We start from the raw sequence: 13,610 nt of genomic DNA on the forward strand, positions 1-13,610 counted from the left end.
CGACGTAAGGCTAGATCATGGGAAACTAGCAAGAAAATAGGGACTGTCCGGGCAGGTAACGCAGGCGGGGCAGTAATGGCGGCTATTTTGCCGATTTTTTGAACTAAGCGCAATCCTCTTTTTGTGTTTAGCACTTTCTGAGAATGTCACTTTTAGCTTGTTAGCCTAGTCAAAGCTCATTAACCTGCTAATAAAGGTAGAAAGTGAAGGTCTTTGTAGGAAAAAAGAGTTTAATGAATCAGAAAATCAGCTGGATAGACAATTTGCGGGCGGTGGCCTGCATGATGGTGGTGATGATCCACGCCAGCACGGCGCAGGTAGTGAATTTCGCCGCCATCCATACTCTTGATTGGACCCTCGCCAATCTGCTCAATTCCGCCTCGCGGGTCTGCGTGCCGCTGTTTTTCATGATTTCGGGCTATCTGTTTTTCGGCGAAAAAAGCGCGGAGAAACGCCATTTCCTGCGTATCGGCTTATGCCTGTTGTTCTATAGCGCGGTGTCGCTGATTTACATCTTAAGTTTTACAAATGTTGGCTTTTGGCCTTCTTTACGTCTTATTCTACAAAAGCCGGTGTTTTACCACCTCTGGTTCTTCTACGCCATTGTGGTGATTTACCTGCTCTCCCCACTGATTAACGTCAAACAGGTGTCGGGTAAATATTTGCTGGTGGCCGGGCTGCTGCTTGGCGTGCTGGCTAACCCACAGCTTCCGGCGCTGCGCATTGACCGAGTGGCGATTTTGCCACTCAACCTGTATATCGGCGGCAACACCTTCTATTACGTGCTCTATGCGCTGATGGGGCGGGCGATGGGCATGATGAATACGCAGAAAACCGGCGTCACGCCCGTGGCCTGCGGGCTGTTTATCCTCAGCACTTTGGGGGTAGCTTGGGGGACTTACCACCAGTCGCTGATCAACCAAAACTTCGCCGACACTTACTATGTTTACACCGGCCCGCTGGTGTTTATCTCGGCGATTTCGCTATTCGTTATCGGCAAGAACGCGCTGGATTCGCGAGTGCTGCCGGGGCTAGGAATCATCTCGCGCCATTCACTGGCGATCTACGGCTTTCACGCGCTGATCATCATCGGCCTGCGCGGTGCGCACATTGGCTTCCCGCAGTGGCCGTTGGTCAATATCGCCTTCCTGTTCCTGTGCGGCCTGCTGGGAAGTCTTGGGTTGGCAGTGCTGCTGGCGAAAATCGATCGCCAAAAATGGGTCAGTTAGTGCCCACTCGGCCATCTCTCCTGTGCCCGCCGTAACTGTCTGCCGGAGGTAAATCCCGCGGCGAGGGCTGCTTTCTCAATGCCCAGACCTTGCTGCAGCCGCTGTTGGGCGACGGCGATACGCAACTGCTCATGGTAGTCGCGCACGCTGATCCCCAGGTGCTGGCGGAACAGGCGCGTCAGATGCCGCCCGCTGACATGGGCCTTCGCGGCAATCTCTTCCAACTGCCACGGGGCTTCTGGCGTGGCTGACATCAGATTTTGTGCGCGATGCACGGCAGGGTGAATGTGATTGCGATATCTCAGCCACGGCGAAAGCTGCGGGTCATCCCCGGCGCGGCGAAAATAGACTACCATCTCGCGGGCCACGTCCAGCGCGGCCTGCGCGCCTAACCGGCTGGAAATGATGTGCAGCGTCAGATCTATCCCCGCCGTGATGCCCGCGCTGGTCAGCACAAAACGGTCTTCGACAAAAATGCGATTGTCTTTCACCTGCGCGCTGGGCACTTGTTGCTTTAGACGCGCGATCACGTCGTGGTGAGTGGTGCACTGGTAGCCGTCGAGCAATCCCGCTTGACCCGCCAACAGGCTGCCGGAGCAGATACACACCAGCGTCACCTCTCCCTGTTCAATCGCCGCTTTTTGCTGTTTGAGCCAGTCGCGCACTTGCACTGCGGCGGGCGTGGCGAAGTTTTCCGCCGAATGCTCAACGCCCGGAATAACAATGATACTTCCACTGGCGAAGGAGGTCGGTAAGGGCTGCAAGCTGCCCACTTTCAGCCCGGTGGAGGTTTCTGCTTCGGTGAGCGGGCTGATGTAATGCAGACGAAACTGCCCGGCAAGGCGCAAAGCCTCACCGGGGCCGACTAAATCCAGCGCCATCACGCCCGGAAGCGTGACAAAGTAAACGTCTTGCATGGTGAAACCTCTTGGCTAACTCACGGCTGCGAAATCCCATCTTCACACAGCTTGGTCAAGCTCCGCCAGCGCGCCATCGACGTCGGTGATGGTGGCAAATCGGTCCGCCAGAACCAGCTCGGTGCGACGTTTAATGGCATCCGTGGAGAAGGTTTCCCCGCTGGCGTGGGTCATTGGGAAGGTCAGCGTCGCTTCGGTCACGAAAGTCGCGGTATAGCCGATGTCCGACGCCACGCGGGTGGTGGTTTCGCAGCACTGCTCGGTGCGCGCTCCAGCAATAATCAGGTGAGTAATGCCCTGTTCTTGCAGCCATTCGTGTAGACCGGACTCCAGCAGCGCGTTGTGAACGTGTTTGTGAAACACCTGAGTCGGCGTATGGCGCAGGAAGGGCATCGGCGTAACCAGCCCGGATTCCAGCGAGAAAACCCCCTCAGAGTTGACGTGGAAGACATCAATAACCGGCACGCCGCGCGTTTGGCAGCCGTCGATCAGTCGGTTCAACGCCTGTTGGAATGCGGGTAAATCCTCTTCTTGCCAGAAAGGGCGGTGCTCGAAGGAGCGTTGAACGTCGATATTTAATAAAGCGCTGCGGGTCATTTTAGGACTCCATCTCATGGGTGTGAAACCAGTGTGCGCCTGAAAAAATGGGAAGGACATGCCAAAAACGGACATCATGCTGGCGGAAAGGGACGAACTGCGATGAGGATAATTCGGTGGGTTATAGTTAAGGACAATTCTAATTATGTCTCGCGATTAATCCTGTAATGCATTGTTTAAATAGAGTTTATTGGTTTTCCCCCTGACTTGAGTATTAAAGTGATTCGGTAGAACAAGGTTGTTCTGCGATTTACCAATAACAATCTAAATGGAGATTTAAAAATGCGTACATTAGAAAAGCATGAGTTGAACGAAGTGTCTGGCGCCGGTCTGTTAAGTGATGTGGGCGCTCTGCTGGATAACGGTTTAGATCAAATCGGCTCTCTGATTAACGGCACCACCAAGCCAACGGGTTCTAATACTTTCGGCGTTGAAGTGGGTAATATTGTTGAATCAACATTCAAATCTGTAGCTGACATGTTCTGCGGCTTCTTCAAGCGTAAATAATAAATGGAGGGGAGAGTTTTAGCTCTCCCCTTTTTTGACGATTAAAGGCCTAACTCGCCGGAACATCCATTAGAACACCAGCTGCACCTTAGAGGCTTTGGATTTATCCATCGCGAATTCAAGCGCTTCCACCAGATCTCCTTGTGGGAACTCCGCAGAAAGCAGCGGCATCGGATCAACCGTTTTATTTGCCAGCCACTCAACCGCCGTATTGAACTCTTCCGTGAAGCGGAAGCTGCCCACCCAGTTAATTTCCTTAGCAATCAACATCATCAGCGGGAAGTCATTCACTGCGCCACCCATACCCACCTGCACCAGCGTGCCGCGCGCGCGGGTTAATTCCAGACAGCGGCGGATAGACGACGGATGGCCTGAGGCATCGAAAGAGACGTCAAAATAGCCTTTTTCCGCCTGATAGGGCGCGAAGTCGCCTTTTGCTGCATCAAGTGCAATATTGGCACCCATTTCTTGTGCCAGGCTCAGGCAGCGTTCACTCAGATCGGCGCAAACAATCTCCTTCGCGCCTTTGGCTTTGGCGGCAGCGACAATCAGGCTGCCAATCGGCCCAACGCCTGAGACAAACACCGTTTTACCCTTGATATCACCAGCCTGATTAACGGCGTGGATAGCCACGGCCAGCGGCTCGGCGAACACCATCAGGCGATCGCTAACCTGATTATCGAAGGCGATACACTGCTCGCTGTCGACAATTTTATATTGGGTGAAAGCCCCGTTGATGTGCGGGAAATACATGGCGCTGCCGAAGAATTTCATGGTAGTACACTGGTTTTCATCACCAGAAAGGCAGTATTTACAGGATTTACAGGGCTTGCTGGGGTTCAACGCCACTTTTTGGCCGGGTTTAAGGCGATCGGTGTCTGATTTCTCCACCACGCCAACCACTTCATGGCCCAAAACCATGGCTTCTCGCACCTTGAAATCACCAACCTGACCATGCTCGTAGTAATGCAGGTCAGAACCGCAGATGCCGCCGCGAGTGACTTTTACCAGCGTGCCCTGGCCCTGATAATCGATCTGCTGCTCGACCACGGAGACATCTTTTTTGCCGGTGACCACGCAGGATTGGGTGTCAATCTTCATCATAGTTTTGCTCTTTATTAGGTGCTTTGCCGCTGCGTTTTACAGCAGGAATGCTGCCAGTAAAGAGGGTTTATGGCGTCAGAAATGTGATCGCCATCACCTTAAAGCGTGTTACTAAATCCTGTTACCCAGAACTTGAAGGCCCTCAACATTTACAGTGCCTTTTGCTTGCCGAAAGTCAGCGCCCAGTGAGCTATCACCCCGCCAACCAGCCCCCAGAATGCCGAACCGACGCCCAGCAGCGTGACGCCAGAGGCGGTGATCAGGAAAGTAATGACTGCCGCGTCGCGGTGCGACTCTTCCGCCAGTGCGCGCTGCAAACTGCCCGCAATGGTCCCCAATAGCGCCAATCCGGCGATGGTGTGGATGAGCGGCGTGGGCAGCGCGGTGAACAGCAGGCCGATAGAGCCGCCGAACAGTCCGGCCAGCAGGTAAAACACCCCGGCAGCCACGGCGGCCATATAGCGTTTTTTGGCATCAGGGTGGATATCTTCTCCCATGCAAATCGCGGCGGTGATGGCGGCAATGCAGAAGGTGAAGCCGCCAAAAGGAGCGAGCAGCAGGGCGGTCAGCGCCGTCCATGAAATCAGCGGAGAAACCGGCACCTGATAGCCGTGAGCCTTAAGCGTGGCGATGCCCGGCGCGTTTTGCGACGCCATAGTGACCACAAAAAACGGAATGCCGATGCCCAGCAGCGCCGAGAGCGAGAAGTGCGGGGTGACGAATTCCGGCACGGCGAAGCTCAGGCTTTGCCCGTGCAGGCTAATGTCTCCCTGCAATCCCGCCACAATCAGCCCGGCGGCCAGTGTCAGCACGATGGCGTAGCGCGGGAGAGCACGGCGAGCCAGCAGATAGACCAGACACATCGTCCCTGCCAACGCAAAATTGCTTTGCAGCGAAGTGAAAGCGTTCAGGCCGAAACGCAGCAATATTCCGGCCAGCATCGCGGCGGACAGCGCCTGCGGAATGTAGTGCATCAGTCTGGCAAATAGGCCTGTCACGCTGCATAACAGCATCAGGCCGCTGGCAAAAATAAACACCCCAATGGCATCATTCATCGAGGTGCCCGGCAGGCTGGTGACCAGCAGCGCCGCGCCCGGCGTCGACCACGCGGTGACGATTGGCGTGCGATACCACAAGGAGAGGCCGATGGAGGTCAGCCCCATGCCAAGACCCAGCATGGTCAGCCAGCCACCAATCTGCAAGGGGCTGGCACCCGCCGCTTCCGCCGCCTGGAAGATAATGGCCGCCGAACTGGTGTAGCCGACGAGTACCGCCACAAAACCGGCGAGAATGGCGGAAAAGGTCACATCTTTGAGGCTAAGGCGCGGCAACATGGCTGGAAATCCTTGCAATAGACGATTAATTTAAGCGAAAGCACCCACTTATGTTTAACAGAGAGAACGCAATGAGCCAATCAAATGAGGTGAAAATTCGTACTTTGACCCCTGCTGACCGCCAAGGGTGGGAAGCGCTGTGGCGCGACTATCTCGACTTCTACCAGTCAGAGCTTGACCCGGCGCAGTTTGATTACACCTTCCAGCGTCTGTCGCAGAGCGATTATCCCGACATGTTTGGCTATGTGGCGGAGTATCAGGGGAAGTTGGTGGGCTTGGTCAATTGCATCAACCACGATCATGGCTGGCACATGCAGCAGGTGGTCTATTTGCAGGATTTGTTCGTGGATGACAGCGCGCGCAAGCTCGGCATTGGTCAGAAACTGATTGAAGCGGTTTATGACTATGCCGATCAGAACAACAAAGCCAACGTCTACTGGACCACTAAAACCTCCAACCATACCGCGCGCAAACTGTATGACCGGATTGGCACGCAGACTGAATTCATCAAATATCAGCGCTGAGGGTAGGTTATTGATCCGCTAGGTTTTTTACCATGGTCAGATTGGTTGGCGCATAGCCTAGACCGGCATACAACGCCTGCGCGCCGCTGTTGTGATAGAACACGTTCAGGCCGATGGACTTCAAACCCAGCTCGCGCACTTTTTCTTCGAGTTGTAAGAAAGCGGCGCGGGCGTGGCCCTGACGGCGAAACTCCGGGAACACCAATACATTATAAATAAACGCGCTGCGCCCCCCTTGTCGTTCCTCAACAGCAAACCAAATACAACCCGCCGTTTCACCCTGATCGGTTTTAATTTCAAACAGATAGTTGTCTGGAGTGGCGATGCCCTGTGGTAGCGATCTTTCCATTTCTCCCTTCGCTCGCTCCAGCGCATTGTGCTCTGGCCAGCGCCCGGATTTAACGTTTTCTTTAGCGTAATCTTCGGAGAGTTGCTGCTTGAATTGTTGGAAAAACTCTGCACGCATTGGGGATAACTGGGTCATCAGGTTTACTCCTTTTCGGTTTTTTTCACTGGTGTTACAAAGCATTCGCTGACGTTAGTACCATTTTTCTCAACGGTAGTAATGACATAACCCTGCTCGTTTATCACGATGGCGGCGTAAGGCAGGTCATCCTGTTTCACGCTAATCATCTTCTGAAACTCTTGAATAAGGTTGCTTTTCGCCGCGGCCTGCTCGGGTTTGTCCATTCCGTTTACGTCAATATAGGCCTGCTTAAACTCAGTGCTCATGCCTTTTGTCTTTAGGCGGCTTTCCACCACGGCCTTGACCGTCGCGGTCACGTCGTTACCCAGCAGAAACATGCTAACTATTTCATAAGTCAGCACATCTTTCTGTTTGGCGATCACATAGCCGCTTTCGAATGACTTCATTTTCTGGTTGTTGGGATAAGTAAACTCATCCAAACAAATGGTCTTGTCGCCAATCTGAAACTGATTAAACCGCGCTTTGATCGCCTGCGGAGACGAGCCGGGTGAAGGGGCTGCCTGAGCGGCGCTCACCAACAGGGGAAGCAATATTGCCAGCACAAATGTCCGTTTTTTCATGGGTTTTCCTGAAAGAGTCACGTCTTACCTCACGGCCTATTTTGCAGTATAGGGAGATGAATCGAGGATGAGAAAGATTAAATATGCGTATGACATAAACTTGTAACATTCAGACGCTGAAAGAACCTGCGACACCCCTGACGTTTTGCGCTATGTTTTTAATTATTAATATTTTTCCGCATTCTCAGGAGAGTAGATGAGCCAGTCCGCGCTGAAGTTATATTCTGATGCACAGTTTTTCAGCCCCTACGTGATGTCCGCTTTTGTCGCCTTGACCGAAAAAGGCATCCCTTTTGAGATAGAAACCATCGATTTGGCAGTGGATGAAAATCTGCATGATTACTATTCGGCGGTTTCGCTGACGCGCCGCGTCCCGACGCTGACCAACGGCACTTTCGTGCTGTCGGAGTCCTCGGCGATTGATGAGTATGTGGAAGAGCTGTTCCCCGCACCGACCTTCCCGGCAATCTATCCCGCAGACCCGGAAAATCGTGCCAAAGCGCGCGAAGTTCAGGCTTGGCTGCGCAGTGATTTAATGCCGATCCGCCAAGAGCGTTCCACCGAGGTGGTGTTCGCCGGTAAGAAATTCCCCCCTTTGAGCGAAAGTGGGCAACTGGCGGCGGAAAAACTGTTTAGCGCGGCGGAGCGTTTGCTCGGCGAGCGTGAGAATATGTTTGGCGAGTGGTGTATTGCTGACGTGGATTTGGCTTTGATGATCAATCGGTTACATCTGAATGGCGATGCCGTTCCCGAGAAGCTGGCGGCCTATGCCGATGCCCAGTGGCAGCGTCCGGCGGTCAAAGAGTGGCTGGCGCTGTCGGCCAAGTAAAATGCGACAATGGGAAGAGAGAGGTGGCGCGACAGGGAAGAACCCCGCCGCGCGCAGCCATCAGCCGAGACGTTTGGTTAAGTAAAAACGGGTATGGGTTGAAGGAGCTTCATCAGGCGCGCGGATATCCTTGATGTAATCTTCCAACGCCATTTGCATATGGAAGCCGTGGCGCTCGTAGAACGGGCGCGCCTGAAAACTAAAGGTATCGACCATGGCGTAGCGGCAGCCGCGCTGTAGCGCTTCTTGCTGGACATCCTGCAACAGTTTGGTGCCGATGTCCTGACCACGCAGAGACTCATCAACCCATAAGTAAATGATTTTAAGCCAGTTACCCACTGTTTCCGCAATAATGCCAGCCTGCTTCTTGCCCTGATCATCTTCGATAAAAATCGCTAAATCCCGGAATGATTGCTCGGGGATAAAGCCTTTATTGTAGCCGCGCAGGCCATCGATAATGTCAGTGATGTCAGCCTCAGTAGGCGTGTCGGTCATGCGCGTTTTCATAACTCTTTCCTTTGTTAACGTTTTGTCGTCGCGAGACGAACTGCAAAAGCGATAAATACTGTGCCGGTCAGGCGATCTAAGGTTTTCACCACGCTCGGGCGTTGCAGCCAGCGAGAGAGTGGTCGGGTGGCGGCGATCATGGTCAATGACCACAGGGTGCCAATCACCGCGTGCATGGCCGCCAGGCCGAAAATATATGGCGGAACCGAATAACCGGTAGCAACAAATTGCGGCAGAAACGACACGTAAAACACCCCGACCTTGGGATTAAGCACGTTGCCGAACAAACCTTTGATAAACCAACTGCCGAAAAGTGGATTTTTCTTGGCTTTGTCCTGTGCGCTAAACGACATGCTTTCACGCGGTTTTAGCAGCATTTGCACCCCAAGCCAGCACAGATAGGCTGCGCCAACCCATTTCAGCAGGTTGAATGCCAACTCTGACGCCGCCAGCAGCGCCCCTAAACCCAGCGCAACTGCCGCCCCCCAAACCAGACAACCCGTGCTAATGCCCAGCGCGGCCAGCACGGCTTTCTTGCTGCCCTCGCTGGCGGCGGTGCGTAACACTAAAGCAGTATCCAGACCCGGCGTTAGGGTCAGAATACCGGCGGCAAAGGCGTAAGAAACCAAAGATTCAGTCAGGGTCACGGCGTTGTCTCTATGCTGTGGTGAGCTTTTTGCTCAGGAAATAGCGGGTATGCGTGGTGGATTCCCCCTGCGGCGCCCGCGCGTCTTCAATGTAATCTTCCAGCGTCATCTGCACGCTGTAACCCATACGCTCGTAGAACGGGCGGGCCTGGAAACTAAAGGTATCCACCAGTGAGTACAGGCAGCCGCGGGCTTTGGCTTCTTCTTCGGCTTCGCTGATAAGCTGCGTGCCGACATCTTTTCCGCGCAGGGACTCATCCACCCACAGCATCTGGATGTACATCCACTTCCCGACGGTTTCCGCCACGATACCGGCCTGTTTTTTGCCGTGTTCATCTTCGACAAAAATACCCAGCTCACGGAGTTTAGGCCGGTGAATAAAATTGAGATTGAAAGTGCGGAGGGCCGTTTTTATTTCGTCGACATCATCGGCCGTCGGTGCTGCGGTGAGGCGTGTTTTCATGGCGGTTCCCTTTGCTGAAAAAATGACAGTCCAGAATAGTAACCGGCCTTGAGGGATGCAATGGGAAGCGTAAAGAAAGTCTTAAAGTGAGATCAGGAGAGTGTCTGATAATCATGACAAAAGCCTGTGGAATGCGCCGCTAAGACGCTTTCCACAGGCTTCTTGATTTCTGAGGGTATTAACTGACTGGCGAGAGCTTATTTGTAGATTTCAGCGTCGGCGTGCAGGCGGTTATTACCGGTCACGGAGATGATGCGGTAAGAAGAGGCACCAGCATCACTTGCCTGAGCTGCCAGTTTGCTTTCCAGACCACCAATAGTGGTTGGGCCAGAGGCAGAAATCACGCCCAGTTTTTGTTGACCGTCCATCGGCTGACTCACCTGCTGAGCAGCAAAACTACCGAAAGAAATCAGAGAAAGGGTTGCAGCTACAGCAAAAATTTTGACGTTTTTCATGATGTATATTCCATTCAGGTTATTAGACAGAAAGGTGATTGCCTTTCGATGTGTGAATAATAGGCCTGTAGTGGGCAGATGAAAAACGGATTGATTTGAGAATGTCATTCAAAAAATTAGTTGAATATTTTACGCTAATTTACAGCCGACTGCGAGAGGTTGACAATGGGGGTTCTGGCGTTGACACCGGTTTAAAAACACAGCACAAACTGACGCTTTATTACCCTTCCTGCTGATTTTGGGCGAGTTTCTGGTTTTCTGCTACCCTATAAGTGCAGTGGAAGAAAAAGCCGTCTCTGGTGGAATTTCAGCAGGCGATCATGCGAGGAGCAACCTCCTTCGCACTTGTTTAGCCACATTGGCTCAACAATATTCACGGTACGGAAATTTATTTGGAGGAGTCGAAAAATGGGAATTTTATCCTGGATTATCTTTGGTCTGATTGCAGGTATCTTGGCGAAATGGATCATGCCGGGTAAAGATGGTGGCGGGTTCATCCTGACCGTGGTTCTTGGTGTTGTCGGTGCCGTCGTCGGTGGTTACATCAGTACATTGTTTGGTTTTGGCCGCGTGGACGGTTTCAACTTCGGCAGCTTCGTCGTCGCCGTGATCGGTGCGCTGGTCGTGCTGTTTATCTATCGCAAAGTTCGCAGTTGATAACACCTCCCTAGAATATTTCTAAAAAAGCCGCGTTGAACGCGGCTTTTTTGTGTCTTGAAATCACCCCTCAAGCTTCTCCCACCCATTACCCTGTATAAACATTGTTGACACCGAGAGGGCTTTGTCTCACAGTATCATCATTGTTGATACTTCCTTGAGGAAAATCTATGCCGCAGGTCATTGTGAAAAAATGGGGAAATAGCCCTTCTGTGCGCCTACCGGTCGCTATCATGGAAGCAGCTTCTCTCAAGGTCGATGATACTGTCGAGATTGCAGTAGAAGACGGCAAAATCATCATCGTCCCAGTCCGTGCTAAAACCTATTCACTCGATTCCCTTCTGGGGGGAGTGACGGAAAGCAATATGCATGAAGAGGTAGATTTTGGCTCCCCGACAGGCCGAGAGGTGTTGTGACATGGTGAAGCCTTTTATTCCTGATGCCGGAGATATCATCTGGCTGGACTTTGACCCACAAGCCGGTCACGAACAGGCCGGGCACAGGCCCGCTGTCGTTCTGAGTCCTGCTGCATATAATGATCGAGTGGGGTTGCTGCTGTGCTGCCCGATGACCACCAAGATAAAAGGCTACCCTTTCGAGGTATTAATTGCTGGCACTAGGCAGAGCGCGGTGTTGTCAGATCAGATTAAAAGCTTGGACTGGCGTAAAAGAAATGCTGTCAAAAAAGGAACCGTGAGCCTGCTCGAGCTTGATGAAGTCAGAGCAAAGGTAAAAGCGCTGATTGACGGTTAACCCTAGCTTTAAGCAAAAAGCCGCGTTGAACGCGGCTTTTTTGTGTCTGCGAGTGGTTTAGGTGACTTTCCGTGGACGCCCGCCTTTTTTGCCATTCTCACGGCTGGCCTGGGCTTTTACCGCGCTGCGGATCGCGCCATTAATTGAAGCAGCGATCTTTTTCAAATCACTGGCCTCGAACAGGATTTTTGCTAATAAGCCGGGTAAAAAAATATCGACATCGCAGGCTGGAACGCGCAGGGCTTTGCTGAAACCGTCGACTTCCGCCGCCTGAAGCTGCTCAGGGGTAGCGTCCTGAAGTTCGTCAATTAAATCAACATTAATCAGGTAACCCACGCCATTGCCATGCATGATCATAAATGCATGTTGCTGAGGCCGATATTCAACGGAAACCGGTCGGGAAGGCTCGTTGGCAGCCTCTTCCCCGCGTTTTAGCGCGGCTTCAAATTGCGTCATTTGTAATCCATAAACCTAGCTGTTAGGTTTTAGAATAATCTCTTCGTGGCGGCAACGCGAGGAGAATTTGATTAAATCGCCACCAACCCCCGCACGCCTTCGGCTTCCATCTCCTTGCCGCGCCCGCTTTTAATAATGCTGCCGCGCGACATTACCAAATAGCTGTCGGCCAGCTCGGCGGCGAAATCGTAGAACTGCTCGACCAGCAGGATCGCCATATCGCCCTGAGCAGCAAGCTGCTTGATAACGGCGCCGATCTCCTTAATCACCGAGGGTTGAATCCCCTCGGTAGGTTCGTCGAGGATCAACAAGCTCGGTTTACAGGCCAGCGCCCGGCCAATCGCCAACTGCTGTTGTTGGCCGCCGGACAGATCGCCGCCGCGTCGATGCTTCATCTCCAGCAATACTGGGAACAGGTGATAGATGTGGTCTGGCACCTGTTTGGCTTGGCTACCGGGAAAGCGCGACAGGCCCATCAGCAGATTTTCCTCCACCGTCAGGCGCGGAAAAATATCGCGACCCTGCGGGACATAGGCAATGCCCGCCTGCACCCGCTGGTGGGGTTTACGGCCATTAATGGTTTCTCCCTGCCAGTTGATGGTGCCGGACTTGGCCGGGATCAGCCCCATTAGACATTTCAGCAGCGTGGTTTTGCCGACGCCGTTGCGGCCGAGCAGGCAGGTGACTTCGCCGATTTTCGCCTCGAAGCTTAACCCGCGCAGAATGTGGCTTCCGCCGTAAAACTGATTCAGTTCATTGACTTGCAGCATACTGGTTCCTCAGTTTTAGCGTCCCAAATAGACTTCAATAACCTGCTCGTTGGCCTGCACCTGTTGCAAGGAGCCTTCCGCCAGCACTTGACCTTGATGCAGCACGGTGACGTGGTCGGCGATGCTCTCCACGAACCCCATGTCGTGCTCGACCACCATCAGCGAGTGCTTGCCCGCCAGCTGCTTGAACAGCTCGGCGGTATATTCGGTTTCGGCGTCGGTCATCCCGGCGGCGGGCTCGTCGAGCAGCAGCAGGTGCGGTTCTTGCACCAGCAGCATGCCGATTTCCAGAAACTGCTTCTGTCCGTGAGACAGCAACCCCGCCAGCCGATGGCGCTCACCGGCAAGGCGCAGCGTCGCCAGCATTTCGTCAATTCTGTCGCGCTGTTCGCTGTTCAGTTTGGCGCGCAGACAGGCCCACACCGACTTATTGGTTTTCTGGGCGATCTCAAGGTTTTCGAACACGGTTAAAGCTTCAAACACCGTCGGTTTCTGAAATTTCCGCCCAATGCCTGATTGCGCAATTCGCACAGGATCTAGCTGCGTCAGGTCAGTGGTCTGGTCGTAAAATACCCGGCCACTCTGCGGCTTGGTTTTGCCGGTGATCACGTCCATCAGGGTGGTTTTCCCCGCGCCATTAGGGCCAATTACGCAGCGCAGCTCGCCCACGCCGATGCGCAATGACAGGTTGGTCAGCGCCTTAAAGCCGTCGAAGCTGACATTGATGTTTTCCAGCAGCAAAACCGGGTCGGTCTGCTGACGAAAACGGTCAGACGGATAGGATTGCGTGAACAGCTCTTCGGTCATAGTCATT

Annotated in this window: 20 protein-coding genes; 7 read left to right on the forward strand and 13 right to left on the reverse strand. The window is 53.3% G+C overall.

The window, feature by feature from the left end:
• The first annotated feature begins 233 nt into the window (after nt 1–233).
• Nucleotides 234–1,229, forward strand: a complete 996-nt coding sequence (locus tag SBO83_RS12845; RefSeq protein ID WP_396131772.1) for an acyltransferase family protein — start codon at nt 234–236, stop codon at nt 1,227–1,229.
• Here the strand turns inward: SBO83_RS12845 and SBO83_RS12850 are convergent.
• The gene (locus SBO83_RS12850; RefSeq protein WP_396131773.1) at nt 1,226–2,146 is read right to left on the reverse strand and encodes a helix-turn-helix domain-containing protein; all 921 of its coding nucleotides are present in this window, start codon (nt 2,144–2,146) and stop codon (nt 1,226–1,228) included. The two genes, SBO83_RS12845 and SBO83_RS12850, sit on opposite strands and share 4 nt — an antisense overlap.
• Nucleotides 2,147–2,188: 42 nt before the next feature.
• The gene (locus tag SBO83_RS12855) at nt 2,189–2,743 is read right to left on the reverse strand and encodes an isochorismatase family protein (protein WP_396131774.1); all 555 of its coding nucleotides are present in this window, start codon (nt 2,741–2,743) and stop codon (nt 2,189–2,191) included.
• Nucleotides 2,744–3,025: 282 nt separating this feature from the next.
• Between SBO83_RS12855 and SBO83_RS12860 the strand changes: the two genes are divergently transcribed.
• Complete coding sequence (locus SBO83_RS12860; RefSeq protein WP_185688973.1) at nt 3,026–3,250, forward strand: hypothetical protein; 225 nt, start codon at nt 3,026–3,028, stop codon at nt 3,248–3,250.
• A gap of 69 nt (nt 3,251–3,319) precedes the next feature.
• On the opposite strand, the gene idnD is transcribed toward SBO83_RS12860, so the two are convergent.
• Together idnD and SBO83_RS12870 are read right to left on the reverse strand one after the other, a co-directional pair.
• Nucleotides 3,320–4,351 (reverse strand): L-idonate 5-dehydrogenase, encoded by a 1,032-nt coding sequence (gene idnD / locus SBO83_RS12865; RefSeq protein WP_396131920.1) that lies wholly within the window; start codon nt 4,349–4,351, stop codon nt 3,320–3,322.
• A gap of 152 nt (nt 4,352–4,503) precedes the next feature.
• Nucleotides 4,504–5,688: a benzoate/H(+) symporter BenE family transporter gene (locus SBO83_RS12870; protein ID WP_396131775.1), complete on the reverse strand. Its 1,185-nt coding sequence runs from the start codon at nt 5,686–5,688 to the stop codon at nt 4,504–4,506.
• Nucleotides 5,689–5,759: 71 nt separating this feature from the next.
• Here SBO83_RS12870 and SBO83_RS12875 point away from each other — a divergent pair, with 71 nt between their 5' ends.
• Nucleotides 5,760–6,212: a GNAT family N-acetyltransferase gene (locus SBO83_RS12875; protein ID WP_396131776.1), complete on the forward strand. Its 453-nt coding sequence runs from the start codon at nt 5,760–5,762 to the stop codon at nt 6,210–6,212.
• Nucleotides 6,213–6,219: 7 nt separating this feature from the next.
• Here the strand turns inward: SBO83_RS12875 and SBO83_RS12880 are convergent, their stop codons facing one another.
• Nucleotides 6,220–6,696 (reverse strand): GNAT family N-acetyltransferase, encoded by a 477-nt coding sequence (locus SBO83_RS12880; protein WP_396131777.1) that lies wholly within the window; start codon nt 6,694–6,696, stop codon nt 6,220–6,222.
• Nucleotides 6,697–6,701: 5 nt separating this feature from the next.
• Nucleotides 6,702–7,259 carry a hypothetical protein gene (locus SBO83_RS12885; protein WP_396131778.1) on the reverse strand — a complete coding sequence of 186 codons (558 nt, stop codon included), beginning with the start codon at nt 7,257–7,259 and terminating at the stop codon, nt 6,702–6,704.
• 196 nt (nt 7,260–7,455) lie between these two features.
• Here SBO83_RS12885 and yfcF point away from each other — a divergent pair, with 196 nt between their 5' ends.
• Nucleotides 7,456–8,088, forward strand: a complete 633-nt coding sequence (gene yfcF / locus SBO83_RS12890; protein WP_396131779.1) for a glutathione transferase — start codon at nt 7,456–7,458, stop codon at nt 8,086–8,088.
• A gap of 60 nt (nt 8,089–8,148) precedes the next feature.
• Here yfcF and SBO83_RS12895 read toward each other — a convergent pair whose 3' ends face one another.
• The 4 genes from SBO83_RS12895 to bhsA all read right to left on the reverse strand — a co-directional run bounded on the left by SBO83_RS12895 (nt 8,149) and on the right by bhsA (nt 10,160).
• Nucleotides 8,149–8,595, reverse strand: a complete 447-nt coding sequence (locus SBO83_RS12895; RefSeq protein ID WP_353503720.1) for a GNAT family N-acetyltransferase — start codon at nt 8,593–8,595, stop codon at nt 8,149–8,151.
• Between the two features lie 14 nt (nt 8,596–8,609).
• Nucleotides 8,610–9,242, reverse strand: coding sequence for a LysE family transporter (locus SBO83_RS12900; protein WP_396131780.1), 633 nt, complete (start codon nt 9,240–9,242; stop codon nt 8,610–8,612).
• A 10-nt stretch (nt 9,243–9,252) separates the two neighbouring features.
• Nucleotides 9,253–9,705 (reverse strand): GNAT family N-acetyltransferase, encoded by a 453-nt coding sequence (locus tag SBO83_RS12905; RefSeq protein ID WP_353503718.1) that lies wholly within the window; start codon nt 9,703–9,705, stop codon nt 9,253–9,255.
• Nucleotides 9,706–9,902: 197 nt separating this feature from the next.
• The gene (bhsA, locus tag SBO83_RS12910) at nt 9,903–10,160 is read right to left on the reverse strand and encodes a multiple stress resistance protein BhsA (RefSeq protein ID WP_353503717.1); all 258 of its coding nucleotides are present in this window, start codon (nt 10,158–10,160) and stop codon (nt 9,903–9,905) included.
• Nucleotides 10,161–10,568: 408 nt separating this feature from the next.
• On the opposite strand from bhsA, the gene SBO83_RS12915 reads away from it, so the two are divergent.
• The 3 genes from SBO83_RS12915 to mazF all read left to right on the forward strand — a co-directional run bounded on the left by SBO83_RS12915 (nt 10,569) and on the right by mazF (nt 11,570).
• Complete coding sequence (locus SBO83_RS12915; RefSeq protein WP_185688980.1) at nt 10,569–10,817, forward strand: GlsB/YeaQ/YmgE family stress response membrane protein; 249 nt, start codon at nt 10,569–10,571, stop codon at nt 10,815–10,817.
• Nucleotides 10,818–10,987: 170 nt separating this feature from the next.
• A complete protein-coding gene (locus SBO83_RS12920) occupies nt 10,988–11,233 on the forward strand; it encodes an AbrB/MazE/SpoVT family DNA-binding domain-containing protein (RefSeq protein ID WP_154145766.1) in 246 nt (81 codons plus the stop codon).
• A 1-nt stretch (nt 11,234) separates the two neighbouring features.
• Nucleotides 11,235–11,570 (forward strand): endoribonuclease MazF, encoded by a 336-nt coding sequence (gene mazF / locus SBO83_RS12925; RefSeq protein WP_353503716.1) that lies wholly within the window; start codon nt 11,235–11,237, stop codon nt 11,568–11,570.
• A 57-nt stretch (nt 11,571–11,627) separates the two neighbouring features.
• Here the strand turns inward: mazF and SBO83_RS12930 are convergent, their stop codons facing one another.
• From SBO83_RS12930 to urtD, 3 genes are all read right to left on the reverse strand, one after another.
• A complete protein-coding gene (locus SBO83_RS12930; protein WP_396131781.1) occupies nt 11,628–12,026 on the reverse strand; it encodes a DUF2442 domain-containing protein in 399 nt (132 codons plus the stop codon).
• Nucleotides 12,027–12,097: 71 nt separating this feature from the next.
• On the reverse strand, nt 12,098–12,796 hold the full coding sequence (urtE, locus tag SBO83_RS12935) for an urea ABC transporter ATP-binding subunit UrtE (RefSeq protein ID WP_396131782.1): 699 nt from the start codon (nt 12,794–12,796) through the stop codon (nt 12,098–12,100).
• 15 nt (nt 12,797–12,811) lie between these two features.
• Nucleotides 12,812–13,609, reverse strand: a complete 798-nt coding sequence (gene urtD / locus SBO83_RS12940) for an urea ABC transporter ATP-binding protein UrtD (protein ID WP_396131921.1) — start codon at nt 13,607–13,609, stop codon at nt 12,812–12,814.
• Nucleotide 13,610: the final 1 nt, after the last annotated feature.

Source organism: Ewingella allii, from assembly GCF_044430645.1.
Taxonomy (GTDB): domain Bacteria; phylum Pseudomonadota; class Gammaproteobacteria; order Enterobacterales; family Enterobacteriaceae; genus Ewingella; species Ewingella allii.

Coding starts and splice junctions, on each gene's coding strand:
- SBO83_RS12895 (WP_353503720.1), bottom strand. CDS start 8,595: ATGAAAACGCGCATGACCGACACGCCTACTGAGGCTGACATCACTGAC.
- SBO83_RS12905 (WP_353503718.1), bottom strand. CDS start 9,705: ATGAAAACACGCCTCACCGCAGCACCGACGGCCGATGATGTCGACGAA.
- SBO83_RS12845 (WP_396131772.1), top strand. CDS start 234: ATGAATCAGAAAATCAGCTGGATAGACAATTTGCGGGCGGTGGCCTGC.
- SBO83_RS12875 (WP_396131776.1), top strand. CDS start 5,760: ATGAGCCAATCAAATGAGGTGAAAATTCGTACTTTGACCCCTGCTGAC.
- urtE (WP_396131782.1), bottom strand. CDS start 12,796: ATGCTGCAAGTCAATGAACTGAATCAGTTTTACGGCGGAAGCCACATT.
- urtD (WP_396131921.1), bottom strand. CDS start 13,609: ATGACTATGACCGAAGAGCTGTTCACGCAATCCTATCCGTCTGACCGT.
- SBO83_RS12850 (WP_396131773.1), bottom strand. CDS start 2,146: ATGCAAGACGTTTACTTTGTCACGCTTCCGGGCGTGATGGCGCTGGAT.
- SBO83_RS12930 (WP_396131781.1), bottom strand. CDS start 12,026: ATGACGCAATTTGAAGCCGCGCTAAAACGCGGGGAAGAGGCTGCCAAC.
- SBO83_RS12860 (WP_185688973.1), top strand. CDS start 3,026: ATGCGTACATTAGAAAAGCATGAGTTGAACGAAGTGTCTGGCGCCGGT.
- bhsA (WP_353503717.1), bottom strand. CDS start 10,160: ATGAAAAACGTCAAAATTTTTGCTGTAGCTGCAACCCTTTCTCTGATT.
- idnD (WP_396131920.1), bottom strand. CDS start 4,351: ATGAAGATTGACACCCAATCCTGCGTGGTCACCGGCAAAAAAGATGTC.
- SBO83_RS12885 (WP_396131778.1), bottom strand. CDS start 7,259: ATGAAAAAACGGACATTTGTGCTGGCAATATTGCTTCCCCTGTTGGTG.
- SBO83_RS12855 (WP_396131774.1), bottom strand. CDS start 2,743: ATGACCCGCAGCGCTTTATTAAATATCGACGTTCAACGCTCCTTCGAG.
- SBO83_RS12880 (WP_396131777.1), bottom strand. CDS start 6,696: ATGACCCAGTTATCCCCAATGCGTGCAGAGTTTTTCCAACAATTCAAG.
- SBO83_RS12920 (WP_154145766.1), top strand. CDS start 10,988: ATGCCGCAGGTCATTGTGAAAAAATGGGGAAATAGCCCTTCTGTGCGC.
- mazF (WP_353503716.1), top strand. CDS start 11,235: ATGGTGAAGCCTTTTATTCCTGATGCCGGAGATATCATCTGGCTGGAC.
- SBO83_RS12870 (WP_396131775.1), bottom strand. CDS start 5,688: ATGTTGCCGCGCCTTAGCCTCAAAGATGTGACCTTTTCCGCCATTCTC.
- SBO83_RS12915 (WP_185688980.1), top strand. CDS start 10,569: ATGGGAATTTTATCCTGGATTATCTTTGGTCTGATTGCAGGTATCTTG.
- yfcF (WP_396131779.1), top strand. CDS start 7,456: ATGAGCCAGTCCGCGCTGAAGTTATATTCTGATGCACAGTTTTTCAGC.